Origin of the sequence: Kitasatospora aureofaciens, assembly GCF_019192735.1 — a bacterium.
Lineage (GTDB): Bacteria > Actinomycetota > Actinomycetes > Streptomycetales > Streptomycetaceae > Kitasatospora > Kitasatospora aureofaciens_A.
This window is the reverse complement of sequence record NZ_JAHTKP010000033.1, coordinates 59,790-82,526: the sequence shown is the minus strand read 5'-3', so window position 1 is coordinate 82,526 and position 22,737 is coordinate 59,790. Positions and strand designations below refer to the sequence as shown.

Annotated in this window: 22 protein-coding genes and 1 pseudogene; 7 read left to right on the top strand and 16 right to left on the bottom strand. The window is 72.9% G+C overall.

The genetic code is table 11. The features are described 5' to 3' along the window. The 6 genes and pseudogenes from KV557_RS27025 to KV557_RS44950 all read right to left on the bottom strand — a co-directional run. A pseudogene (locus tag KV557_RS27025) lies at positions 1-205 on the bottom strand (sulfate adenylyltransferase subunit CysD); the annotation flags it as partial. Then, a complete protein-coding gene (gene cysC, locus KV557_RS27020) occupies positions 202-801 on the bottom strand; it encodes an adenylyl-sulfate kinase (RefSeq protein ID WP_308130090.1) in 600 nt (199 codons plus the stop codon). The gene cysC and the pseudogene KV557_RS27025, both read right to left, overlap by 4 nt. Before the next feature lie 32 nt (positions 802-833). Then, positions 834-1,535, bottom strand: coding sequence for a phosphoadenylyl-sulfate reductase (locus tag KV557_RS27015; protein WP_218204097.1), 702 nt, complete (start codon positions 1,533-1,535; stop codon positions 834-836). After that, entirely contained in the window at positions 1,516-1,695 is a 180-nt protein-coding gene (locus tag KV557_RS27010) for a hypothetical protein (RefSeq protein WP_218204096.1), read from the bottom strand. The genes KV557_RS27015 and KV557_RS27010 overlap by 20 nt, the downstream gene beginning before the upstream one ends. After that, positions 1,692-3,416: a nitrite/sulfite reductase gene (locus KV557_RS27005; protein ID WP_218204095.1), complete on the bottom strand. Its 1,725-nt coding sequence runs from the start codon at positions 3,414-3,416 to the stop codon at positions 1,692-1,694. The genes KV557_RS27010 and KV557_RS27005 overlap by 4 nt, the downstream gene beginning before the upstream one ends. Positions 3,417-3,612: 196 nt before the next feature. Beyond that, positions 3,613-3,696: a putative leader peptide gene (locus KV557_RS44950; protein ID WP_310593185.1), complete on the bottom strand. Its 84-nt coding sequence runs from the start codon at positions 3,694-3,696 to the stop codon at positions 3,613-3,615. 248 nt (positions 3,697-3,944) lie between these two features. Here KV557_RS44950 and KV557_RS27000 point away from each other — a divergent pair, with 248 nt between their 5' ends. After that, positions 3,945-5,240 carry a YihY/virulence factor BrkB family protein gene (locus KV557_RS27000; protein WP_308130089.1) on the top strand — a complete coding sequence of 432 codons (1,296 nt, stop codon included), beginning with the start codon at positions 3,945-3,947 and terminating at the stop codon, positions 5,238-5,240. 121 nt (positions 5,241-5,361) lie between these two features. On the opposite strand, the gene KV557_RS26995 is transcribed toward KV557_RS27000, so the two are convergent. Further along, positions 5,362-7,053: an FtsW/RodA/SpoVE family cell cycle protein gene (locus KV557_RS26995; RefSeq protein WP_308130088.1), complete on the bottom strand. Its 1,692-nt coding sequence runs from the start codon at positions 7,051-7,053 to the stop codon at positions 5,362-5,364. Between the two features lie 352 nt (positions 7,054-7,405). Here KV557_RS26995 and KV557_RS26990 point away from each other — a divergent pair, with 352 nt between their 5' ends. Together KV557_RS26990 and rsgA are read left to right on the top strand one after the other, a co-directional pair. Then, positions 7,406-8,482: a cytochrome c oxidase assembly protein gene (locus KV557_RS26990; protein ID WP_218204092.1), complete on the top strand. Its 1,077-nt coding sequence runs from the start codon at positions 7,406-7,408 to the stop codon at positions 8,480-8,482. A 298-nt stretch (positions 8,483-8,780) separates the two neighbouring features. Beyond that, entirely contained in the window at positions 8,781-9,914 is a 1,134-nt protein-coding gene (gene rsgA, locus KV557_RS26985; protein ID WP_374106675.1) for a ribosome small subunit-dependent GTPase A, read from the top strand. A 47-nt stretch (positions 9,915-9,961) separates the two neighbouring features. Here rsgA and KV557_RS26980 read toward each other — a convergent pair whose 3' ends face one another. Continuing rightward, a complete protein-coding gene (locus KV557_RS26980; RefSeq protein WP_218204091.1) occupies positions 9,962-10,417 on the bottom strand; it encodes an ASCH domain-containing protein in 456 nt (151 codons plus the stop codon). 349 nt (positions 10,418-10,766) lie between these two features. Here KV557_RS26980 and KV557_RS26975 point away from each other — a divergent pair, with 349 nt between their 5' ends. Both KV557_RS26975 and KV557_RS26970 read left to right on the top strand, forming a co-directional pair. Next, on the top strand, positions 10,767-12,335 hold the full coding sequence (locus KV557_RS26975; protein ID WP_218204090.1) for a DNA-3-methyladenine glycosylase 2 family protein: 1,569 nt from the start codon (positions 10,767-10,769) through the stop codon (positions 12,333-12,335). Between the two features lie 86 nt (positions 12,336-12,421). Continuing rightward, positions 12,422-12,931 (top strand): methylated-DNA--[protein]-cysteine S-methyltransferase, encoded by a 510-nt coding sequence (locus KV557_RS26970; RefSeq protein WP_308130087.1) that lies wholly within the window; start codon positions 12,422-12,424, stop codon positions 12,929-12,931. A gap of 48 nt (positions 12,932-12,979) precedes the next feature. Here the strand turns inward: KV557_RS26970 and KV557_RS26965 are convergent, their stop codons facing one another. Further along, on the bottom strand, positions 12,980-13,498 hold the full coding sequence (locus KV557_RS26965; RefSeq protein WP_218204088.1) for a GNAT family N-acetyltransferase: 519 nt from the start codon (positions 13,496-13,498) through the stop codon (positions 12,980-12,982). Positions 13,499-13,540: 42 nt separating this feature from the next. After that, positions 13,541-14,086, bottom strand: a complete 546-nt coding sequence (locus KV557_RS26960; RefSeq protein ID WP_218204087.1) for a MarR family winged helix-turn-helix transcriptional regulator — start codon at positions 14,084-14,086, stop codon at positions 13,541-13,543. A 99-nt stretch (positions 14,087-14,185) separates the two neighbouring features. Between KV557_RS26960 and KV557_RS26955 the strand changes: the two genes are divergently transcribed. Then, positions 14,186-15,679 carry an MFS transporter gene (locus KV557_RS26955; RefSeq protein WP_218204086.1) on the top strand — a complete coding sequence of 498 codons (1,494 nt, stop codon included), beginning with the start codon at positions 14,186-14,188 and terminating at the stop codon, positions 15,677-15,679. Here the strand turns inward: KV557_RS26955 and pth are convergent. From pth to KV557_RS26935, 4 genes are all read right to left on the bottom strand, one after another. Continuing rightward, entirely contained in the window at positions 15,676-16,257 is a 582-nt protein-coding gene (gene pth, locus KV557_RS26950; RefSeq protein WP_218204085.1) for an aminoacyl-tRNA hydrolase, read from the bottom strand. The genes KV557_RS26955 and pth overlap by 4 nt on opposite strands. Before the next feature lie 110 nt (positions 16,258-16,367). Further along, positions 16,368-17,000: a DUF305 domain-containing protein gene (locus KV557_RS26945; RefSeq protein ID WP_218204105.1), complete on the bottom strand. Its 633-nt coding sequence runs from the start codon at positions 16,998-17,000 to the stop codon at positions 16,368-16,370. 104 nt (positions 17,001-17,104) lie between these two features. Further along, entirely contained in the window at positions 17,105-17,767 is a 663-nt protein-coding gene (locus tag KV557_RS26940; RefSeq protein WP_218204084.1) for a DUF3105 domain-containing protein, read from the bottom strand. 136 nt (positions 17,768-17,903) lie between these two features. Then, positions 17,904-18,413 carry a hypothetical protein gene (locus tag KV557_RS26935; RefSeq protein WP_218204083.1) on the bottom strand — a complete coding sequence of 170 codons (510 nt, stop codon included), beginning with the start codon at positions 18,411-18,413 and terminating at the stop codon, positions 17,904-17,906. A gap of 283 nt (positions 18,414-18,696) precedes the next feature. On the opposite strand from KV557_RS26935, the gene KV557_RS26930 reads away from it, so the two are divergent. Continuing rightward, a complete protein-coding gene (locus KV557_RS26930) occupies positions 18,697-20,532 on the top strand; it encodes a protein phosphatase 2C domain-containing protein (protein WP_218204082.1) in 1,836 nt (611 codons plus the stop codon). 451 nt (positions 20,533-20,983) lie between these two features. On the opposite strand, the gene KV557_RS26925 is transcribed toward KV557_RS26930, so the two are convergent. Next, positions 20,984-21,586, bottom strand: coding sequence for a TetR/AcrR family transcriptional regulator (locus KV557_RS26925; protein ID WP_218204081.1), 603 nt, complete (start codon positions 21,584-21,586; stop codon positions 20,984-20,986). Between the two features lie 78 nt (positions 21,587-21,664). Next, entirely contained in the window at positions 21,665-22,711 is a 1,047-nt protein-coding gene (locus KV557_RS26920; protein ID WP_218204080.1) for an agmatine deiminase family protein, read from the bottom strand. Between the last annotated feature and the right edge of the window lie 26 nt (positions 22,712-22,737).

Here is a 22,737-nt window from a genome sequence, read left to right as displayed (position 1 = left end):
AGGCCTTGAGCGCCAGGTGCAGCATGACGATGGAGTCCTTGCCGCCGGAGAACAGGATCACCGGGCGCTCGAACTCCCCCGCGACCTCGCGGAAGATGTGCACCGACTCGGCCTCCAGCGCCTCCAGATGTGACAGCGCGAAAGGCCCCCCTGAATTCTCGTCGGGGTCTTCGGTGCGGACCGGGTTGTCGGTCGCGGTGGTCATGCGAGGCCCCTCTCGGTCAGGAAGGCGTGCAGCTCGGCGGCGGACTCGGCGACCGCGCGGCCCTGCGTCTGGATCCGCAGCTCCGGCGTCTCCGGGGCCTCGTACGGGTCGTCCACGCCGGTCAGGCCGGAGAGCTCGCCGGCGGCCTGCTTGGCGTACAGGCCCTTGACGTCGCGCTCGGCGCACAGCTCGACCGGGGTCGCGACGTGGATCTCCAGGAACTCGGTGCCGTTGGCCGCGTGCCGCTCGCGGACGGCCGCGCGCGAGTCGGCGAACGGGGCGATGACCGGGGCGAGCACCTTGACGCCGTTGGCGGCGAGCTTCTCGGCGACGAAGCCGATCCGGGTGACGTTGGTGTGCCGGTCCTCGCGGCCGAACCCGAGGCCCTTGGACAGGAACTCGCGGATCTCGTCTCCGTCCAGGACCTCGACCTTGTGGCCGTCGGCGCGCAGCCGCTCGGCCAGGGCGAAGGCGAGCGTGGTCTTGCCCGCGCTCGGCAGCCCGGTCAGCCACACGGTGGCGCCGCGCTCGCAGGGGGCGGCCGCGCGGGCCGCCTCTGCGGCTCCGTCGGCGGCGGCCGGGGTGTGAACTGTCACGGTGCAGTCCTTACGTGGTAGTTGACGGTGAGTCAGAGGTGGATGCCGCACTCGGTCTTGCCGGAGCCGGACCAGCGGCCGGCCCGGGCGTCCTCGCCCTCGGCCGGCTTGCGGGTGCAGGACAGCGGCGAGCAGCCGATCGAGGTGTAGCCCTCCCACAGCAGCGGGTTGAGCAACACCCCGTTCGCGGCGACGTAGGCGTCCACGTCCTCCTGCGTCCACCGGGCGATCGGGGCGATCTTGACCTTGCGGCGCTTCGGGTCCCAGGCCACCACCGGCGTGCCGGCGCGCGTCGGGGACTCGTCGCGGCGCAGCCCGGTGGCCCAGGCGTCGTAGCCGCCGAGCCCCCGGTCGAGCGGCTCGACCTTGCGCAGTGAGCAGCACAGGTCCGGGTCGCGGTCGTGCAGGGCGGGCCCGTACTCGGCGTCCTGCTCGGCCACGCTCTGGCGCGGCGTCAGGGTGATGACGTTGACCGGCATCGTCGCGGCCACCGCGTCCCGGGTGCCGATGGTCTCCGCGAAGTGGTAGCCGGTGTCCAGGAACACCACGTCCACGCCGGGGAACACCGAGGAGGCGAGGTGGGCGACGACCGCGTCCTCCATGGAGGAGGTGACGCAGAACCGCTTGCCGAAGGTGTCGGCCGCCCACCGCAGGATCTCCTGCGGGGTGGCCTCCTCCAGCTCGCGGCCGGCTCTGGTCGCTATCGCCTCGTAGTCAGTCGTTGTGCTGGTCATTGGACGAACCCCCGTGAGTCGACGACAGCAGGCCGAGGAACTTCAACTGGAAGGCGCGGCGGCACCCGTGGCATTCCCACGCGCCGTGCCCGGCCTCGGAGGGGCGCAGGTCCTCGTCCCCGCAGTAGGGGCAGAAGAACGGGGCCGCACGCTCACTCATGAGAGCTGCTCCTCGCTCGCCCGGGCCGCCCACTGGGCGAAGCGCTCGCCCTCGGCGCGGTCGGCCTGATAGCGGGTCAGGACGCGCTCGACGTAGTCGGGCAGGCCGTCCTTGGTGACCTTGAGGCCGCGGACCTTGCGGCCGAAGCCGGCCTCCAGGCCCAGCGCGCCGCCCAGGTGCACCTGGTAGCCCTCGACCTGGTTGCCCTCCTCGTCGGTGACCAGCTGGCCCTTGAGGCCGATGTCGGCGACCTGGATGCGGGCGCAGGCGTTCGGGCAGCCGTTGATGTTGATGGTCAGCGGCTCGGCGAAGTCCGGCAGGCGCTTCTCCAGCTCGTCGATGAGCGTGCGGCCGCGCTCCTTGGTCTCGACGATGGCGAGCTTGCAGTACTCGATGCCGGTGCAGGCCATGGTGCCGCGGCGGAACGGCGACGGGGTGACCCGCAGGTCCAGCGCCTCCAGGCCGGCCACCACCGACTCGACCTGGTCCTCGGCGATGTCGAGGACCAGCATCTTCTGCTCGGCGGTGGTGCGCAGCCGGTCGCTGCCGTGGGCGGCGGCGAGGTCGGCGATCCGGCCGAGCAGCTTCCCGTCGACCCGGCCGACGCGCGGTGCGAAGCCGATGTAGTACCTGCCGTCCTTCTGCTTGTGCACGCCGACGTGGTCGCGCCAGCGGGCGGCGGGCTCGGCGGGGGCGGGGCCGTCGACCAGCCGGTACTTGAGGTACTCGTCCTCCAGCACCTGGCGGAACTTCTCCACGCCCCAGTCGGCGACCAGGAACTTCAGCCGGGCGCGGTTGCGCAGCCGGCGGTAGCCGTAGTCGCGGAAGATGCCGATGACGCCGCCGTACACGTCGGCCACCTCGTCCAGCGGCACCCAGGCGCCGAGGCGCACGCCGAGCCGCGGGTTGGTGGAGAGGCCGCCGCCGACCCACAGGTCGAAGCCGGGGCCGTGCTCGGGGTGGACCACGCCGACGAAGGCGACGTCGTTGATCTCGTGCGCGACGTCGAGCAGTGGGGAGCCGGAGACGGCGGACTTGAACTTGCGCGGCAGGTTGGAGAAGTCCTTGTTGCCGATGAAGCGGCGCTGGATCTCCTCGATGGCGGGGGTGCCGTCGATGATCTCGTCCTCGGCGATGCCGGCCACCGGGGAGCCGAGGATGACGCGCGGGGTGTCGCCGCAGGCCTCGGTGGTGGACAGGCCGACGGCCTCCAGCTTCTGCCAGATCGCGGGGACGTCCTCGATCCGGATCCAGTGGTACTGGACGTTCTGGCGGTCGGTCAGGTCGGCGGTGTTGCGGGCGTACTGCTCGGAGACCTCGGCGATCGCCTTGAGCTGGGCGACGGTGAGCCGGCCGCCGTCGATCCGGACGCGGAGCATGAAGTACTCGGCGTCGAGCTCGTGCGGGTCCAGGATCGCGGTCTTGCCGCCGTCGATGCCCTCCTTGCGCTGGGTGTACAGGCCCCACCAGCGCATCCGGCCGCGCAGGTCGGCGGGGTCGATCGAGTCGAAGCCGCGGTGCGCGTAGATCGTCTCAATACGTGTCCGCACGTTGAGACCGTCGTCGTCCTTCTTGAACTGCTCGTTGGCGTTCAGAGGAGTGAAGTGGCCCATGCCCCACTGGCCCTCACCGCGGTGGCGGGTCACCTTGCGAGCCGCGGCGGGGCGGCGCGCGGCGGCGCGGTCGGCCGTGGGCTCGGCGGTCTCGGGGGAGGTGGCCATGGTGAAGTCCTTCGGGGCAGGTGGCTCTGACGCCGGGTGGGTCGCTGGGCGTGCTCGGCGGTCGGTGCTGCTGTGACCTGCTGTTTCTCAGGGCCGGGAGAGCAGTGACCGAGGCCGGGCGGGCGCCTGCGCATCCGCTGGGGCGGGGATGGCGGGATGGGTGGCGCCGGGTGCGGTGGTGGCAGCGGGGTGGGGCTCAGGTCACCGGACAGATGGCGCTGGACACGCGAAGGAGATCGACGTGGAGTCGACCTACCAAGGTGGTTCCGGCGCTAGGCATGGCAAGAGATTCGCACGGCGCACGACTCGCGGTCCACTAACGTCCGGATTCTGGACGCTGGGGTTTCGTCATGTGAGATGGCAAAGTGTTCCCGCCGGTCTCCTCGCCGGTCTCCTCGCCGGCCCGCTCGTTGGTCCCTCGCCGGCCTCCTCGTCGGTCCCTTCGCCGCTTCCCTCTGCGCCTGCCGGGCGCACGCCGGAGCGCCGGGGAGATCAACCGCGCCGTCCCGGCCCGATACCGTTAGCCCTGTGCAAGCAGCAGGCGATACGAGCAGACCGAGCCCCGAGCGGCCGTCCCGGCGTCGGGGCAAGGGCTCCCGGCGCGCGGCCAAGGCCACCTGGCGTCGCACCGCGTGGGAGCTGGTCAGGGACACCACCAACACCTGCGTCGAGTACCGGGTCACCGGTCTCGCCGCGGAGGCGGCGTTCTTCACACTGCTGTCGATCCCGCCCCTGCTGCTCGGCCTGGCCGGCACCCTCGGCTACCTCGACGAGTTCCTCGGCGCCGGCACCATCGACCGGCTCAAACACGACATCGTCTCGGCCTCCGGGACGGTCCTCTCGGCCTCCTCCGTCAACGAGGTCGTGGTGCCGCTGCTGAACCAGGTGTTCGACCACACCCGGCCCGACCTCATCTCGATCGGCTTCCTGCTGTCGCTGTGGTCCGGCTCCCGGGCGCTCTACATCTTCATCGACACCATCACCGTCATGTACGGGCTCGACGGCAAGCGAGGCATCGTCAAGACCCGCCTGATGTCCCTCGGCCTCTACCTCGGCGCCCTCATCATCGGCTCCCTCGTGCTGCCGCTGCTGATGGCCGGCCCCGGCCTGATCGAGAACGCCGTGCCCGGGATCGCCGGACTGGTCGGCGCCGCCTACTGGCCGGTCGCCATCGTGCTGCTGATCGTCTCCCTGACCACGCTCTACCACCTCGCCGTGCCGGTCTCCACGCCCTGGCGCGAGGACATCCCGGGCGCCCTGGTCGCGCTGGTGGTGCTGGTCTTCTGCAGCGTCGCGCTCCGCCTCTACCTGGTCAGCTCGGTCGAGGGGCCGTCAGTCTACGGCTCGCTGGCCGCGCCGGTGGCCGTCCTGCTGTGGATCTTCGTGGTGGCGCTCGCCGTCCTGATCGGCGCCGCCATGAACGCCGCCATAGACCGCCGCTGGCCCACCCTGGAGACCGCCGACGCCCGCGCCGAGAACGAGCGCGCCCACGAGGCCGCCGCCGCTGCCGTGGTCCGCGAGGTGGCCGCCCGGCGGGCCGTCGAACGGGCCCGGCGGGCCCGCGAACTCGGCCTCGCCGAGGGCGTCGAGGAGGAGTGGGGCGACGAGGACGGCGAGGACGTCGACGTCCCCTCCGAGTACCCCGAGCGCTGGGCCGACGTCCTGGCCGCCGACAACGTCCGCGGCCGGCTCACCACCCGCGGCGGCCCGCACCACCGGCCCACCCCGCCCCCGCCGGACAGCGACCGGCCCACCGCCCCGCCGCCGGAGTACCCGCGGCCCAGCTACCCGCCCAGGCCGCCCTGGGACCAGCAGCAGCGTTAGCGGTCGGTACGACGAACAGGGCCTCTCCCGCGGGGTGCGGGGGAGGCCCTGTTCCGTGTGCTGCGTTCTGCCGTTCTGTGTCCTGCTGTCCTGTGCCCCGCGCCCTGTGCCCTGCTGTCCGTCAGGCCGTCGTCGGGTTCTGGTTGGGCGGGTACGGTCCGGACGGGTACGGGGGCGTGTGCGGCCGGCCCGAGGCGTCCGGCATGGTGGGGCTGTGGGCGGACGGGTACCCGGGCGGCTGCTGTTCGGCCGACGGGTACGCGGGCGAATGCTGCTGCTGCTCGGTCGGCTGCGGCTCGGGCGTCTGCTGCGGTGCCGACGGGCCTTGTGCCGACGTGCCCTGAGCCGGCGTGCCCTGCGCGGGCGTCTGCCGGCCCCCGGAGCGCTGCGCCGCCGGGACCTGCGCCGGGAAGTCGGTGCTCGGCAGCGCCGGCTCCATGGCGGTCCGCCCGGCCGAGTCGCTCAGCTTGATCAGCAGAGCGACCGTCAGCCAGTTCGCCAACAGCGACGAACCACCCGCCGCCAGGAACGGCAGCGCCTTACCGGTCAGCGGGACCAGCCCGCTCACCCCGCCGACGACCACGAACACCTGGAGCGCCAGCGCCGTCGACAGCCCGGTCGCCAGCAGCTTGCCGAACGGGTCGGTCAGACCGACCGCCGTCCGCAGCCCGCGCTGCACCAGCAGCAGGTACACCAGCAGGATCGCGGTCACCCCGGCCAGGCCCAGCTCCTCGCCGATCGTGGTGAAGACGAAGTCGCTGCGCCCGGCGAAGCCGATCAGCCACGGCCGGCCCGAGCCCAGGCCCGTCCCGGTCAGATGCCCGGTGCCCAGACTGAACAGCGCCTCGGCGGGCTGGTCGGAGATGATCGCCTTGTCGTGGACCGTCTTGTAGATGTCCAGCGGGTGCAGCCAGGCCTCCACGCGCCCGTGCACGTGCGGCTCCACGGTGCCGACCACGGCCGCGCCGCCGACCGCCATCAACAGGCCGAGCACCACCCAACTGGTCCGCTCGGTCGCCACGTACAGCATCACGACGAAGATGCCGAAGAAGATCAGCGAGGTACCGAGGTCGCGCTCGAAGATCAGCACCAGCAGGCTGACCACCCAGATCGCCAGCACCGGCCCGGCGTGCCGGCCGCGCGGCAGGGTCATCCCCCAGATCTTCCGGCCGGCCAGCGCGAGCGCGTCCCGGGAGGCCATCAGGTAGCCGGCGAAGAAGATCGTGATCGCGACCTTCACGAACTCGTCCGGCTCGAAGGAGAGGCCGGCCAGGCGGATCCAGCGCTTGGCGCCGAAGTCCTCGGGGCGGCCGGGGAAGAACGCGGGCGCGGCCAGCAGGACCAGCGCCCCCGCCATCAGCAGGTAGACGTAGCGCTGGAAGAAGCGGTGGTGCTTGATCAGCACGATCAGTGAGAACGACACCACCACGGCGATGAACACCCACATCAGCTGCTGCGGCGCGGCGGGGAGCTTCTGGAAGTCCCCCTTCTTCGCGTGCGCCGCCGCGTAGGAGATGTCCAGCCGGTCGAGCAGCATCAGCCCGAAGCCGGTCAGGAAGACGGCGAGCGGCAGGATCAGCGGGTCCGCGTACGGGGCGAACCGGCGGACCGCCAGGTGCGCCGCGCCGGCCAGCGCGCCCAGCGAGAGGCCGTGCACCAGCAGGCCGGGCGGCATCTTGCCGTCGCTCAGCGCCATGCGGGCGTCGATGTGTCCTGCCAGACAGACGGCCACCGCGAGGACCAGCAGGCCCAGCTCGATGTTGCGGTGGCGCGCCGCCAGCCGGCGGCCCTCGCCGCGTGCAGTGCTTTGCACCCTTGTCGTCCCCTTGTTGTCACCCACGTGGCCGGTATGCCGACGGTGCATCCTGCCAGACGAACGTGTCCGTCCGCCGGTTGCGCCGGGCGGCGTACCGGGGTCAAAACTTTGCCTTGGCAAAGCTTTGCTCAGACTTGGTAAAGCTTTGTTCTGCTTGCGGTATAGAGAGGGGCCCTGGCGGCGGTGATCCACTGCCGACCCGCGATTATGGCCGGGCGCCGCGCGTTCCGCCCGGACGGTGGCGCGGCCCCTCGCCCGGACGGGTGGCGGGGGCGGCCCTTGCCCGGACGGGTCCTTGCCCGGACGGGTCGCGGGGCGGCAGCGGCACGGCGTTAACGGTGTGAACGGGGTGAGCGGACGGATGGACGGCTCGGTGCAGGCGCTCGGCTACAGCGGGCCGCCGCCCTGGCAGTGGTCCGACCTGGCCACCTCGTGGACGGCCGAGCCGCTCGTGCTCACCCTCTCGGTGCTGCTCGCCGGCTGGTACCTGCTCGCGGTGCGGACGGTCAACCGGGCCGGCGCCGACGGCGGTGGAAGTGTCGACGGCGACGGAAGCGTCGACGGCGGTGGAAGCGTCGACGGCGGCGAGGGGGAGCGGTGGCAGCCGTCCCGGACCGCCGCGTTCCTCGGCGGGTTGCTGCTCTGGATCTGGGCCACCTGCTCCGGGCTCGGCGTCTACGACCGGATCCTGTTCACCGACCGGGCCGTGCAGGTCGTGCTGCTGCTGATGGTCGTCCCGCTGCTGCTGGCGCTCGGCGCGCCGGTCTCGCTGCTGGTCGAGTCCGCGCCGGAGCGCCGGCGGGAGCGGATCCTGCGGGCGCTGCGCAGTCGGCCGTCCAAGGTGCTGATGTTCCCGGCCGTCTCGACCGCGCTGCTGATGGCGCCGCCGTGGCTGCTGTACTTCACGCCCTGGTACGAGGAGTCCGTGTCCAGCGCGTCCGGGAACGTGCTGCTGCACCTGGCGCTGGTGCTGCTCGGCCTCGCCTACTTCTGGCCGCGGCTGCAGATCGACCCGGTCGGGCACGAGTACCCGCACCTGATCGGCCTGTTCATCACCTTCGCGGAGGTGATCTTCGATGCCGGGCTCGGGCTGGTGCTGATCTACGGCGGCCACCTCGTCGCCGAGCACTACTACGTCGCGCTCGGGCGGCCCTGGGGGCCGAGCCTGGCGCAGGACCAGACCTGGGGCGGCAACGCGTTCTGGGTGCTGGGGGACCTGGTCGGGCTGCCGTTCCTGGCCGCGCTCGTGCGGCGGATGGTGGTGCAGGGGCGGGAGGAGATCAAGGCTGTCGACGCCGAGTTGGACGCCCGCTTCGAGGAGGCGGCCGCAGAGGCGCGCGCGGAGGGGCGGCCGGAAGAGGAGGAGACGGGGATGCGGCCGTGGTGGCTGGACGACCCCAACCTCAAGCACCGGTACGGAGGTTAAGCGCGCCGGCGCTCGCGTTCCCCTGCGTTTCCGCAGGTCAAAAACCTGTTGGCGCGGGCGGGCCGGTCCGCTAGCGTGTGACGCGTCCGGTTCGGGAGCCATTGCGGCCGCCCGAGGAGTTTTGAGGGATCCCGAGAGGTCCGACGAGTAGAGAGCAGGAGGTGAGACCCGTGGTCGTTGTCGCCCCGATAGCTGCCCTGGGCAGCACTCACGGTCACCTCCTTTTCCCGGCCGCCGGCTGACCATTCCGAGCCAGCCGTAGCCCGCCGGGACCATCTCCTCCCGAAGGGCCACTGCGTTGTTCAACGCTGCCTCCGTTCCGTCGTTCTCCTCCTCCGATTCCACGATCGACTCCACCCTCGGCTCCGCGCTGTCCGGCTACGGCTGGACGTCCGAGCTCGCCGAGCTCTTCGCCCCGCTCGCCGAGGCCGGGCTCGTCCCCGCCCGGATCGTCCGCGTCGACCGCGGCCAGTGCGACGCCGTCCTGGCCGACCCCGAGACGGGCGAACCGTGCACCGTCCGGCTCGACACCCGGCCGGTCGGCGACGCCGACATGATCAACTGCCCGTGCACCGGCGACTGGGCCGCTGTGGACCTCGGCGCCCAGCCGATGGCCGCCGTCGCCGCGCTGCTGCCGCGCTCCACCGCGATCATCCGCAAGGTGGCCGGCAAGCGCTCCGACGGCCAGGTGCTGGCCGCCAACGTCGACACCGTGCTGATCGCCTCGTCGCTCGCGGCGGATCCGGATCTCGGCCGGATCGAACGCTTCCTCGCCCTGGCCTGGGAGTCCGGCGCCGAACCGGTGGTCGTCCTCACCAAGGCCGACCTCGTGGACGACGCCGAGTTCATCCGCGCCGACGTCGAGTCCGTCGCGCCCGGCGTCACCGTACTGGTCGTCAGTGCCGAGACCGGCGAGGGCATGGACGTGCTGCGCGCCTGCACGCCCGGCACCACCGCGCTGATCGGCCAGTCCGGCGTCGGCAAGTCCACCCTGACCAACGCGCTGGCCGGCGCCGACGTGATGACCGTCCAGGCCGCCCGATCCGTCGACCAGAAGGGCCGCCACACCACGACCACCCGCGAGCTGATAGCGCTCCCTGGCGGCGGCGTCCTGATCGACACACCGGGCCTGCGCGAGGTCGGCCTCTACGGTGGCGAAGGCGTGGACCTGGCCTTCGCCGACATCGCGGAACTGGCCGAGGAGTGCCGCTTCCACGACTGCGGCCACCACACCGAACCCGGCTGTGCCGTCCAGGCCGCGCTGGCCGACGGGGCACTGCCGCAGCGCCGGTGGGAGAGCTACCGCAAGCTCCAGCGCGAGAGCGAGTGGATCGCCTCGCGCTCGGACGCCCGGCTCGCCTCGGCCCGGCTGAAGAAGTGGAAGGCGATCACCAAGTCGATGCGAGGGGAGGGCAGCCCGGTACGGCGCTGACGCGCGGCCCCGCCGGCTGCGGCCGGCCTCCGCGGGAGCGGCTTCGCTCAGCGGAGGTCGGCGAGCAGGCGGAAGCGCTCCAGGACCACCGGAGTGGTGTCGTCCACGGTGAAACCCGGGTCACCGAGGGCGGCGCGCAACTCCGGGCTGTGCCAAAAGCGCTCGTGCGCCGAGCGCCAGGCTGCCACCGTGGTGTACCCCTCGCCTTCGTCGAGGGCATGCCGCAGGTCGACTCCGGCGAGCGGGACCACCTGGACGTCCGTGGTCTCGATCACGGCGACCGCGCGACCGCCCGAGTCGATGACGGCCGTGCGCGCGCCGACCTGCGGCAGGGGGTCGCCCTCGTGCTCGTAGTCGGTGAGCAGGCCGGTGGTGGTGGTCTTGGCACCGCCGAGGACGGCCGCGACCAACTGGTCGCGCAGCGGGCCGGGGAACGCGAACTCGGCCGGGCGCAGGGCGGCGACGCGCGGGTCGTTCGGGCCGGTGTAGGGCTGCTCGGTCATGAGGCGGAGCGTAGTCCGCGGCCGGGGCGCGGGGCCCGCGAATATCGGGCCGGGGGCTGCCGGGCCAGCGCACGCTGGTCGGGCGGCTGCCAGGCTCGGGACTACCGGGCAGGCGAGCACTGGGCTCGTCGGCTATCGGGGCTGTGGCTACTGGGCTTGTGGCTACCGGGGCTTTGGCTATCGGGACGGGCGGGCCGGCCTTGGGGGGCCGGCCCGCCAGCTCCCCAGGGGAAGTCCGGGTGGGCGAGGCGGGTGGGTGGATGGGAGGTGCGGCGTGCGGGGTGTGGGGTGGGTGGGCGAGGGGAAGAGGGAGGGGGTGGGGGCGGGGGGGAGGAGCCCCCGAACGGTCATGTCCGATTCCCGCCAGTCGACCCCCGGCAAGTACCGCAGACTGGACAGCGTGATCGACGACGATATCCGGTACCGAGCCGTGGACAGCCGAGACTCCCGCTTCGACGGCGTCTTCTTCACGGCCGTCACGACGACCGGCATCTACTGCCGACCGAGCTGCCCCGCCGTGACCCCCAAGCGCGCCAACTGCGTCTTCTACCCCAGCGCCGCAGCCGCCCAGGGCGCCGGCTTCCGCGCCTGCCGCCGCTGCCGCCCCGACTCCGTCCCCGGCTCGCCCGAGTGGAACCACCGCGCCGACCTGGTCGGCCGGGCGATGCGCCTGATCGGCGACGGCGTGGTCGACCGCGAGGGCGTCGCCGGCCTCGCCCACCGCCTCGGCTACAGCTCCCGCCAGCTCCAGCGCCAGCTCACCGCCGAGCTCGGCGCCGGCCCGATCGCGCTGGCCCGCGCCCGCCGCGCCCTGACCGCCCGGCTGCTCCTCCAGACCACCGAACTCCCGGTCACCGACATCGCGTTCGCGGCCGGCTTCGCCTCGGTCCGCCAGTTCAACGACACCGTCCGCGAGGTCTACGACCGCACCCCGAGCGGCCTGCGCGCCGAGGTCGCCGCCGGCCGCCGCACCGCGACCCCGGCCGGCGGCCTCACCCTCCGCCTCGCTTACCGTGGCGCGATCGACAGCGACCACCTGATCGACTTCCTCGCCCTGCGCGCCGTCCCCGGCGTGGAGGAGGTCGTCCCCGGTGCGCGCCCGGGCGTACGCACCTACCGGCGCACCCTCGCGCTCCCCTACGGCCACGGCATCGCCGAGGTCGACGGGCTCGCGCCCGGTGAGCCGCGCACCCGCGGCTGGCTGGACTGCCGCCTCCTGCTCGCCGACCTGCGCGACCTGCCGACCGCCGTCCAACGCCTGCGCGTCCTGTTCGACCTCGACGCCGACCCCGACACGGTCGACGAGCAGCTCGGCGCCGACCCCGTCCTCGGCGCGCTGGTCAGGGAGCGTTCCGGCCTGCGCTCGCCCGGCCACGTCGACCCGCACGAACTCGCCGTCCGCGCGATCCTCGGCCAGCAGGTCACCGTCGGCGCCGCCCGCACCCTGGCCGGCCGGCTCGCCGAGAAGTACGGCACCGTGCTGCCCGAGCCCAACGGCGGCCTGCGCCTGCTCTTCCCGACGGCGGCGGTGCTGGCCACTGCCGACCCGGAGGACTTCGCGATGCCCGCCGCCCGCCGCCGGGCACTGACCGGCCTCTGCGCCGCCCTCGCCGAAGGCGTGGTCCGGCTCGACGGCGGCGTCGACCGCGAGGAGTCGGCCGCCCAGCTGCTGGCCCTGCCCGGCATCGGCCCCTGGACCGTCGGCTACCTGAGGATGCGGGCCCTCGCCGACCCCGACGTCTTCCTCCCCACCGACATCGGCGTCAAGCACGGCCTCACCCGCCTCGGCGCCCCCGGCGACCCCAAGTCCGCCGCCCGCGCCGCCGAGGCCTGGGCCCCTTGGCGCTCGTACGCCGTCCACCGGCTGTGGGCCGGGCCCGCGAGCAACAGCACCGAAACGGAGAGCACCCCGGCATGAGCACCGCACGAGTCAGCACCGCACGAGTCAGCACCACGCGAACGAGCCCCGCACGAGTGAGCCCCACACCAGCGAGTCCCACACGAGTGACCACCACCGTCTTCACGACCATGGAGAGTCCCTTCGGGCAGCTCCTGCTGAGCGGCGTCCTGCCCGACGGCGCCGGCCCGGCCGCGCTGGCCACCGTCACCGCCCCCGGCCAGAAGTACGCCCTCGCCGAGCCCGCCGACGACTGGGTGTACGACCCGGACGCCCTGGCCGAGCCCGTCGCCCAGCTCACTGCTTACTTCGCCGGCGAGCGCACCACCTTCGACCTCCCGCTCGCCCCGGCGGGCACCGAGTTCCGGCAGCGCATCTGGACCGCCCTGGACCGGATCCCCTACGGCGAGACCGTCACGTACGGCCAACTCGCCGACCTCGCGGGCGAGTCCCCGCGTGCCGTCCGCGCCGTCGGCGGCGCCGTCGGCGCCAACCCCCTCCTCATCGTCCGCCCCTGCCACCGCGTCCTCGGCGCCAACGGCTCCCTCACCGGCTTCGCCGCCGGCGTCGACCGCAAGCGCCGACTCCTGGAGCTGGAGAGCGGCACGCTGTTCTGAGGCCCGCGCGGGACGCGGTCGGCGACCCGAAAGGCCGCCGACCGCGCACTACTCCGCGTCCGCCCGCAGGTCGACCCGCCAGTTGTGGCTGCGCATGAAGCGTCCGGGCGGGAACTCGAAGTCGGTCTCGCCGACGAGCGTGAAGCCGGCCTTCTCGCAGACGGCGTTGGAGGCGGGGTTGTCGATCGACGGGAACGCGTGCAGATAGCGGTGCCGGGCCTCGCGGCGGGCGGCAGCGACGGCCGCGCGCGTGGCGGCGACGGCGACGCCGCGGCCCTGGTGGGGCGGGAGGACGTTCCAGCCCATCTCGTGGACGGTCTCGCCCTCCCACGTCCGGGTGCCGTAACCGACGGTGCCGACGGACTCGCCTTCGGGCAGCAGGACGATGCGGTACATGCAGCCCAGCCCGGACGGGACGAAGTCGAGGTAGCGGCCGTGCCGGACGAGCAGCTGCTCCTCGGTCTCCGGGCCGCCGACGTGCTTCTTCATCTCCGGGGTGTTGACCCGGCGCAGCAGCGCGAGGTCGGCGTCCGTCCAGGGTTCGAGGTGTACCTGTGCTGTACTCACGACACGGACCGTAGTGGCCGACGCGGGGCTGTGACCAGCGGATTATTCGGTCGGCGACGGCGCCGTGGCCGGCGAGGAAGCAGCCGGGGAGCCCGGCGAGGAGGTCGGCTCGGCGAGGGCCCGGGCGAGCCGTTCGAGAGCCGGCAGGGCCTGCACGACGGCCTCGCGGTCGGCCGGGTCGAGGGTGCCGAGGGCCCCGGCGATGCGGCGCTCGTGCGCGCGCTGCCAGTCGTCGAGCTGCCGCTGCCCGGCCGGGGTGAGGGCGATCCGGGCGGTGCGCCGGTCACCGGGGTCGGCCTGGCGGTCGACGAACCCGGCTTCGAGGAGCTTGCCGACCAGCCCGCTGACGGTGTTGGGCGCGAGCCGCTGCCGGGCGGCGAGTTCGCCGACCCGCAGGGGCGCGGCGGCGAGCGTCTGGAGGAGTTCGACCTGCGCCATCGGCAGGGACTCCCACGGGTAGTCGGTCCGGATGCTGCTGCGCAGGGCGCGCCGCAGCCGGGTGACGACATCGGTCAGCCGCCGGGCGTGTTCGACTGCCGTTCCGGGGGTTCCGGTGGCGGGTTCGGGAACGAGTGGTGACGACGGCATGGCGGACAGCGTATCGCCTGGTTCGGACCATTTCTCCGGTCCTGTCGGGCTGCGATCAGCTCGTAGAAAGAACATGTCTGCGTCCGATATATTGCTGACATGAACGCCACCGCCCTTGCCTCGCGGCTGCTCGCCGAGCGCCCCCGGCCCCGCGGCATTGCCGGCTGGCGCCACGCCCACTGGCTGGCCGTCGGCACCGTCTGTCTCGGCGCCTTCCTCGGCCAGCTCACCGCCAGCGTCACCGCCCTCGTCTTCCCCGCCCTCGGGCGGCGCTTCGACGCCGGATTCGCCGCCGTCGAGTGGGTCGCCCTCGCCTACCTGCTCGTCCTGGTCGCCCTGCTGGCCCCGATCGGCTGGCTCTCCGACCTGGTCGGCCGCAAGACCATGTACATCGGCGGCTTCGCCGTCTTCGGCCTGGCCTCGCTCGGTGCCGGATTTGCCGGCAGCCTCTGGGTCCTCGTCGCCTGCCGGGCCGTGCAGGCCGTGGGCGGCGCGATGATGCAGGCCAACAGCGTAGCCCTCGTCGCGCGCGGCGTCCCGGAGCACGCGATGCGCCGGGCGCTCGGTATCCAGGCCGCCGCCCAGGGCCTCGGGCTGGCGCTCGGGCCCAGCCTCGGCGGGCTGCTGGTGGAGCACGCGTCGTGGCGGTGGGTGTTCTGGATCAACGTGCCGGTCGGCGTGCTCGGCATCCTGGCCGGCTGGTTCCTGCTGCCCCGCACCCGGACGGAGCCGGAACCCCGTACGCGTACCCATGCCGTGCCGACGCCCCCCACCCCGCCGAACCCCCGCCGCGACGGCGGTCGCCACGACGGCCGCTTCGACCTGCCCGGCATGCTGCTGCTCACCGGCGCGACCAGCGCGCTGCTGCTCGCCCTGTCCACCGCCTCCGGCCTGCCCCTGCCCGGCTGGCTCGTCGCCGTCCTGCTGTTCGCCTCCGCCGTCCTCGCGCTGGCGCTGGTACGGCAGGAGCGGCGGGCCGCCCGACCGATCCTGGCGCCCGGACTGGTCAACACCCCGGGCGTGCGGTCCGGCCTGGTGGTATCGCTGATCGGCTACCTGCTGCTGTTCTGCCCGCTCGTGCTCGGCCCGGTGCTGCTCACCGACGCGGGGGTGCCGATGGCCAGGGCCGGCCTGGTGATCACGCTGCTCCCGGCCGCATTCGCGGTCGCCGCGACGGTCGGCGGCGCGCTGCTGCCCCGCGGCTGGTTGGACGTGACCAGGTGCCGGGTCGGAGCGTCCGTGGCGGGCGTCGGGCTGCTGCTGTTCGCCCTGCTGCCGGTCTCGGGCGCGGGGACGGCGGCCCCGCTGCTGATCGCCGGGTACGGGCTGGGCCTGCTGCTGCCTGCCAACAACGCGCTGGTGATGCGCGCGATCCCGGCGGAGTGCTCGGCGGTCGGCGGCGGCATGGTGAACATGGCGCGCAGCCTCGGCACGGCGCTCGGTACGGCGCTGCCGGTCCTCGGCGTCCATCTGGCGGGCGCGGCGTCCGGTGGGCGGACCGTGCTGCTCGTCCTCGCGGCGGTCGCGGCGGCGGCCGTGGTCCTCACCCGGCCGGTCCGCCTCACCCGGCCGGCGGTCGGCCCGAGCTTCTAGCGTGCGGCGTTCAGCGCGTCCTGGGCCCGGTTGAGGCCGCGCAGCACCAGCGTCTCCGTCGCGTCCGCGCAGCGGTCCAACACGGCGGGCAGCGCGACCAGTTCGTCCTCCGAGAACTTCTTCAGGACGAAGTCGCCGACGCTCTGCCCCTTCGGCGGGCGCCCGAGCCCGAATCGGAGCCGGACGAAGTCGCGGGTGCCGAGCACGTCACCCACCGAGCGCACCCCGTTGTGCCCGCCCGGGCCGCCGCCGCGCTTGAGCTTGCAGGAGCCGAACGCGAAGTCCAGGTCGTCCTGCACCACCACCAACTGCTCGACCGGCACCCCGTAGCGCCGCATCAGCCCGGCCACCGGGCGGCCGGACAGGTTGATGAACCACTGCGGCTTGGCGAGCAGCACCCGACGGCCGTCGACCTCGATCTCGGCCACCAGGCTGCCGATCCCGCGCCGCCGGAACCGTGCGCCGTGCCGCTCCGCCAGCCGCTCCACGGCCAGGAAGCCCGCGTTGTGCCGGGTCAGCCGGAACCACGGGCCGGGGTTGCCCAGGCCGGCGATCAGCCAGGGGGCGTCGGATGTCATCAGGTCTCCTGAGGAAGGGGGAAGGCGGACGGGAGGGGGAAGGCGGACGGGGAGGGGAAAGGCGGACGGGCGGAGGGAAAGGCGGACGGCCGTGCGGGTGTGTGTGCGGGTCAGGAGGCGGGCACGCCGGGGGTGGCGCCGCGCTCCTTCAGCATGTCGGTCATCAGCTCCAGCTCGGAGGTCTGGGCGACCACCATCGACTGGGCGAGCCGCTTCTCGATGTCGTTCTTCGCCAGGTCCACGTAGCCCTGGGCCATCTCGACGCCGCCCTTGTGGTGCTCGATCATCAGCTGCAGGTAGTACACCTCGGCGTCCCGGCCGCTGAGCGAACGGAGCTTCGCCAGCTGGGCGTTGGTGGCCATGCCGGGCATCAGCGAGCCGTCGTGGGCCTGGTAGTCGTGGTCCATCTTCATCCACGCCATCGGCTTGGCCGGCGAGTGCTGGGACAGCCCCCACTGGTCGAGCCAGCCCATCATCATGCCGCGCTGGTTGGCCTGCGTGTTGATGATGTCGAAGGCGAGGGTGCGGGTCGGCTCGTCGCTCGTCCGGTCCCGGACGATGAACGACAGGTCCACCGCCTGCTGGTGGTGGGTCGCCATGTCGCGGGCGAACCCGGCCTCGGGCGAGTCGTCCGCCGGGACGGTCAGCGAGGACGACCCGGAGGCCGACGTCCCGCTCGCCACCAGGGCCGGCACCCCGAGCGCCAGCGCGACCGCGGCGGCCAGCGCCGCCGGCCACCACACCCGGCGGCGGGTCGGGCGGGGGCTCTCCTCCGGCTCCTCGGGCGTGGCCGCGTCTTCGTCGACTGCGTCCGCGTCGACCGGGTCCGGGCTGGCCGCGTCGGCGGTCACATCTGCCCCATGGTGCAGGAGGCGCCGGGCTCCTGGGTCTGCTTGCCCTGGACGTACTTGGTGAAGAACTGGTTCACCCGGGGGTCGCCGGCGCTGTCCACGATCAGCTGGGTGCTCCAGGCGTTCAGGGTGATGGTGCCCTTCTCGTCCGGGTACGGGCTCATCAGCGAGTACGGGGTGGCCTTGACCTTGTCGGACAGGGTCTTGATGTCCTCCGGCGTGGCCTTGCCGTTGTACGTCACCCAGACCGCGCCGTGCTCCATCGAGTGGACGGCGCGCTCGTTCTCGACCGGCTGGTCGTAGACGTGGCCCATGCAGTCCAGCCAGATCGCGTTGTGGTCGCCGCCGACCGGCGGGGTCATCGGGTAGTTGACCTTCTCCTTGACGTGGTTGCGGCTCAGGTCGCCGAAGGTCTGCACGCCCGGAATGTCCGCGTTGGCGGCGGCTTCCTTGTCCTTCTTCTTCTGGTTCTGGTCCATCACCACCCAGGTGCCGGTGGCGATCGCGCCGATCACCAGCACGCCGGCCGCGACCGAGGCGATGATCTTGTTCCGGCGGTCGCGGCGCTCCTCGGCGGCGCGCAGCTCGGCTATCCGGGCGCGGCGGTCCGAGACGGGCTGCTTGTTCGACTTGTTGGACTGCTTCGAGGCGGAACCCATGATGGTTGTGTCCTTGTCCCCGTCGCGCCTTGCTGGTGGCGCGGCGGTCAGCTGAAGAGGGCGGAGGGCGGATCCGCCGGCCCCCGGACGCCGGGCCTGGCCGGGTGGCGTGGGGGTGCCGGACGGTGGGTTCCGCTCAGGACCGGTGTACTTGGAGCTCGTGCAGATCGGGTGCCGGATGCGGGCCGACCAACAGTCCTGCGGGCACCACCCGGGGCAGCGCCTCCGGCGCCTCCGCGAGCGGTGACACCGCCGGCTGCGGGCACGGCGGCGGATTCGGCAGCTGGGCGTCCTGGGCGCAGTACGGGTGGCTGGAGCAGTCGTTGTCGCGGTGCGGCGGGCGGCCGTCGGCCGAGCACCAGGTCCAGTGCCGCCGGCCCTCGGCGTGCAGACGGTGGTCGGCCGCCTTGGCGGCCGGGCCGGTGTGGCTCTTCGTGGTCGTGGCCGTGGTGGCGGTTGTCGCCGCGGTCGTGGTCCCGGTCGCCGCGGTGGACGCCGTCCGGGAATCCCGATCGACGGCCTTGGCCTGGCCCGCGCACGGCAGCGCCGTCAGTAGCGCAACCAGCAGGAGCCACAGCACACCCGCCGGGCGGCCCGCCGGTGCGGCCCTCCCCGGTCGGGGCAAGCTGGGGGCCGACGCGGTCATGCGCACATTTAATCAGCCGTACGAGTGAAGCGATGCCCCTCCTCGGCCCCCATTTTCGGGCGCCCACGGAACGGAACACGGCGGAAACGCCCTGCTCCGGGCACTTCCGGCAAGCACGGACGGAACGGGAGCGAACACGGCGGTGAACCCGGTGGCCGGGATCATCCGGGTCGGTGTCCGGTTGTCGCCGAAACCCGGACAGCGTCGTTGCACTTGGAGACAATGACGTCGAGTCCGGCCCCGCCGGGGGCGGCGCGATCACGGACCGACCAGGAGCCGCCAGATGAACAAACAGGGTGCACCCGCACAGCCCCACCGGACCGACGACACCTGGTGGGACACCGTCTACGACGGCCCGGCGGGCACCCTCCCCGACACCCCCGACGCCGACCCGGGAGGGGGCACCGTCGACGAGTGGTTCGACACGGCGGCCGGCCTCATCGCCCCGCAGCGCACCGGCGAACAGGCGGAGGAGGCGGCGGCGGTTGCCGCTGCGGTTGAGCCTGCGGCTGTCGAGCCGGTGGCGGAACGGGACAGCATCGACGACTGGTTCGACACGGCCCTCGGCGTGATCAGTCCCCAACGCACCTCGACGGAGACCCACAAGTTCCCGGCGCCCTTCTTCCCGCCGGCTCCCGTCACCCTCGACAAGCCGGCACCCGAGCCCGCACCCGCCGAGCCCGCAGCTGCCGAGGACCCCCACCTTCGGCCCACGGAGACCGCCGAACCCGCCGACACCGAAGCGGCTGTGTCCGACCCGCAGCCGGCACCTGCCGAAGCCCTCGTCCCCGAGCCCCGGCCGGCGGCTGTCGAGGACTCACACCCTCAACCCGCCACCGAGCCCGCCCCCGACCCGCAGCCCGAACACGCCCCTGATGCTGCCCCGGTGCCAGAGCCCACGCGCGATGTCCCGTCCGCGCAGGACCCCCGACGCCAGCCGGAGCCGGAGCCCTTGGCCGGACCGTCCCTCAACTCGGCGGCCGTGGAGGACTCCCAGCCTCTGCCTGGGGCGGAGTCGGAGCCGTCGGCCGTCCTCCCCTCCGAGTCAGCCAGTGGGCGTGCGCCCGAGCAGGATCCGGATCCCCGGCCTGAGCCTGCGGACGTCCACTCCTCACACTCCCGCCCCGAGCCGGAACCGGACCACACGCCCGAGCCCGCCCCTTCACCCCGTCCGGCCATCCGCTCGCCGTTGGCCGACGGCGGGGCGGCCGTGCCGCACGTGGGGGAGCGGCCGCCGACGTACGGGCCGGAGCCGACGGCCGTACCGGAGGCGGACCCGGGTTCGCTCGGCACTGTGGTGCCGGACACCGTGCTGGAAGGCGCCCAGTACGGCTCGGCCATACTGCGCGCCGTCTCCGTCCGCGGCGACTCCGCCCGCTACCGGGGTGAGCCGCGCCGGGATGCGCTGCTGGTGACCAGGTTCGGCGACGGGCCCGACGGGCTGCTGCTCGCCGTGCTCGGCGGCTTCGACCGCACGGGCACCGCGGCCGACGAGGCGGTCCGCCCGGAGGCGGTCAGCGTCGCGGCGGGTGAGGCCTGCCGCCAACTCGCGGCCACCATCGGCCGCAGCCGGGCCGGCCTCGCCGCCGACCTACGGGACGGTGCCCGCGACCGGCTCCGCTACGGCCTCCAGCGGCTGGCCACCGGCGCGGCGGGCCCGCTGCGGGCGCTGGCGCCCCGGGGCGACGGGGACGAGACGCCGTCCCCGGCCTCGCTGCACTGCCTGATGGTGTCGCTCGACCCGGCGGCCGGCTACCGGGCAGCGTTCGGCGTCGGCCCGGGTGGGCTGTACCTGCTGCGCTCGGGCCACTGGATCGACGCCTACGCGGCCCGGCTGCTGCACCATCCGGACGGTCAGCCACCAGTGCCCGACGCCCCGGTGCCGGACCCGCGACCGTTCCGCTTCCGTCTCGTCCCGGCCACCCCGGGCGACATCCTGCTGCTCTGCACCCCGGGCCTGGCCGACCCGATCGCCGACGAGCCGGCCGTCGCCCACTTCCTCTCCGCCCACTGGGCCCACCCGCACCCGCCGGGCGCGGTCGACTTCCTCCGCCAGGTCCAGGTTCGCGCCAAGGGCTACGCCGACGACCGAACGGCTGCCGCGATCTGGACGGAGTAACGCGACCCTCTGCACGAGAAGTCGGCCCGTCCGACTTCTCGTGCAGAGGGTGGCCCAACCCCGGCTTGCCGCGCCGCGCCGGGCCGCTTCGGAGGGAATCTCTAGACCGGTCTATAGATTCTGCTCGCAGGAAGTCGGCGAGTCCGACTTCCTGCGAGCAGGCACGACTTGCCGCCCCGTTCGCCAGGCAGAATCTGTAGACCGGTCGGCATATTCTGCCCGACGGTGTCGCAGCGCACGAGAAGTTGGAGGGGTCGACTTTTCGCGCGGCTGCAGTGGAGCGCGGTGAGGCCGCACCAAATCTGTAGACCGGTCGACATATTCTTCGCCCCGACTGCAGCGCATGCACGCGAGAAGTCGGCCGAGTCGACTTCTCGAGCGCACCAGCTGGCGCCTAATCACTAGACCGGCCTACATATTCTGCCCAGGGCAGGCGCCGACCCGCCGGCCGTCACGCGGTGCGCAGGAGGATCGTGGCGACCGTGGTGGCGTGGGCGAGGGCGGTGGGGAGGTGGGTGTCGGGGAGGCCCAGGGCGATCGGGACGGCGAGGCCGTCGAGGAGGGCGCGGATCTGGGTGGCGCGGTCGGCGGCGGGGCCCGGGGTGAAGTGGCCGGCGGCGGTGCCCTCGTCGATCAGGGCGACCAGGTCGGCCTGCCAGGGAGCCTCGATGTCCTGCTGGCCCAGCCGGAGTTCGGCGCTGGCGGGGGAGCGGCCCCACACCTCGATCCAGAGGATCCAGCGCGGGTCGCCGGGCCCCTCCGGGAGGTAGAGGCGGACGTAGGCGGCGAGCCGGTCCCAGACGTCCCGGTCGCGGTCGGCCAGGGCCTCGCGGCGGCGGGCGCCGAGCTGATCCTCGCTCCAGCGGAGGGTCTCCAGCAGCAGCTGGTCCTTGCTGCCGAAGTAGTACAGCAGGTGCCCGGCACTCATCTGGAGCTGTTTGCCGAGCCCGGCCATGGTGAGCTTGGCGAGCCCGTGTTCGGCGATGGCGGCGCGGGCGGTGGCGTAGACCTCCTCGCGGGGGCGCGCCGGTCGGCGCGGGCGGGCGTCCGCCATGTTGCAGTGCTCCCTCGGTGGAACGGAGGTCCGAACGCTACCGGAGCGGGGCGGGAGGCCCCACTCCGGCAGCGGGCGTCAGACGGCCTTCGGCTGCTGCTGGGTGATGCAGTGGATGCCGCCGCCGTTGGCGAAGATCTCGCGGGCGTCGACGAGTTCGACGGTGCGGCCCGGGTAGGCCTCGCCGAGGATGTCGGCGGCCACCTGGTCGCGGGGGTCGTCGAAGGCGCACAGGATGACGGCGCCGTTGGCCACGTAGTGGTTGATGTAGGAGTAGTCGACGGGCTCGCCGTCCTCGTCCAGGAGGACGGTGGGGGCGGGCAGTTCGATGACCTCCAGCTGCCGGCCCCGGGCGTCCGTGGCGGCGCGCAGGAGGGCGACGAGCTCCTGGCAGACGGCGTGGTCCGGGTGGGCCGGGTCCGGCTGGACGTGGGCGACCACGACGCCGGGGCGCACGAAGGAGGCGACGATGTCGATGTGGCCGCGGGTGCCGAACTCGTCGTAGTCGCGGGTGAGTCCGCGCGGCAGCCAGATCGCCTTGGTGGTGCCGAGGAAGGCGTGCAGCTCGGCCTCGACCTCCTCCTTGGTCCAGTCGGCGTTGCGGCCCTCGCCGAGCTGGACGGTCTCGGTGACCAGCACCGTGCCCTCGCCGTCGACGTGGATGCCGCCGCCCTCGTTGATCAGGCGCGACGCGAAGCGCTGAATCTCCGTCAGTTCGCTGATGTGCTCGGCGACGTGCTGGTCCTTGTCCCAGCGGGCCCAGGACTGGGCGCCCCAGCCGTTGAAGATCCAGTCGGCGGCGGCGAGCGAGCCCTTGCCGTCGATCAGGAAGGACGGGCCGATGTCGCGCATCCAGGCGTCGTCCAGCGGGCGCTCGACGATCTCGACCTGCTCCGAGACGTACTTGCGGGCCTCCGCGGTCTCACTGGTGTTGACGACGAGCGTCACCGGCTCGTACCGGACGATGGTGTTGGCGACGGCGGCCCAGGCCTCGCGGCCCGCGTGCAGGTGCTCGGGGCTGTCGAAGGTGGGGTTGGCGGTCGGGAAGGCCATCCAGGTGCGGTCGTGCGGGTGCCATTCGGCGGGCATCCGGTAGCCGAGGGAGGCGGGCGTGGGGGTGGTCATCTGGGCGTCCTTGGAAGGAAAGTGAG

Coding starts and splice junctions, on each gene's coding strand:
- KV557_RS27005 (WP_218204095.1), bottom strand. CDS start 3,416: ATGGCCACCTCCCCCGAGACCGCCGAGCCCACGGCCGACCGCGCCGCC.
- KV557_RS27010 (WP_218204096.1), bottom strand. CDS start 1,695: ATGAGTGAGCGTGCGGCCCCGTTCTTCTGCCCCTACTGCGGGGACGAG.
- KV557_RS26925 (WP_218204081.1), bottom strand. CDS start 21,586: ATGGCGGACGCCCGCCCGCGCCGACCGGCGCGCCCCCGCGAGGAGGTC.
- KV557_RS26955 (WP_218204086.1), top strand. CDS start 14,186: ATGAACGCCACCGCCCTTGCCTCGCGGCTGCTCGCCGAGCGCCCCCGG.
- KV557_RS26930 (WP_218204082.1), top strand. CDS start 18,697: ATGAACAAACAGGGTGCACCCGCACAGCCCCACCGGACCGACGACACC.
- KV557_RS26980 (WP_218204091.1), bottom strand. CDS start 10,417: ATGACCGAGCAGCCCTACACCGGCCCGAACGACCCGCGCGTCGCCGCC.
- KV557_RS26975 (WP_218204090.1), top strand. CDS start 10,767: ATGTCCGATTCCCGCCAGTCGACCCCCGGCAAGTACCGCAGACTGGAC.
- pth (WP_218204085.1), bottom strand. CDS start 16,257: ATGACATCCGACGCCCCCTGGCTGATCGCCGGCCTGGGCAACCCCGGC.
- KV557_RS44950 (WP_310593185.1), bottom strand. CDS start 3,696: ATGCCTAGCGCCGGAACCACCTTGGTAGGTCGACTCCACGTCGATCTC.
- KV557_RS26920 (WP_218204080.1), bottom strand. CDS start 22,711: ATGACCACCCCCACGCCCGCCTCCCTCGGCTACCGGATGCCCGCCGAA.
- KV557_RS27015 (WP_218204097.1), bottom strand. CDS start 1,535: ATGACCAGCACAACGACTGACTACGAGGCGATAGCGACCAGAGCCGGC.
- KV557_RS26940 (WP_218204084.1), bottom strand. CDS start 17,767: ATGGGTTCCGCCTCGAAGCAGTCCAACAAGTCGAACAAGCAGCCCGTC.
- KV557_RS26935 (WP_218204083.1), bottom strand. CDS start 18,413: ATGACCGCGTCGGCCCCCAGCTTGCCCCGACCGGGGAGGGCCGCACCG.
- KV557_RS26960 (WP_218204087.1), bottom strand. CDS start 14,086: ATGCCGTCGTCACCACTCGTTCCCGAACCCGCCACCGGAACCCCCGGA.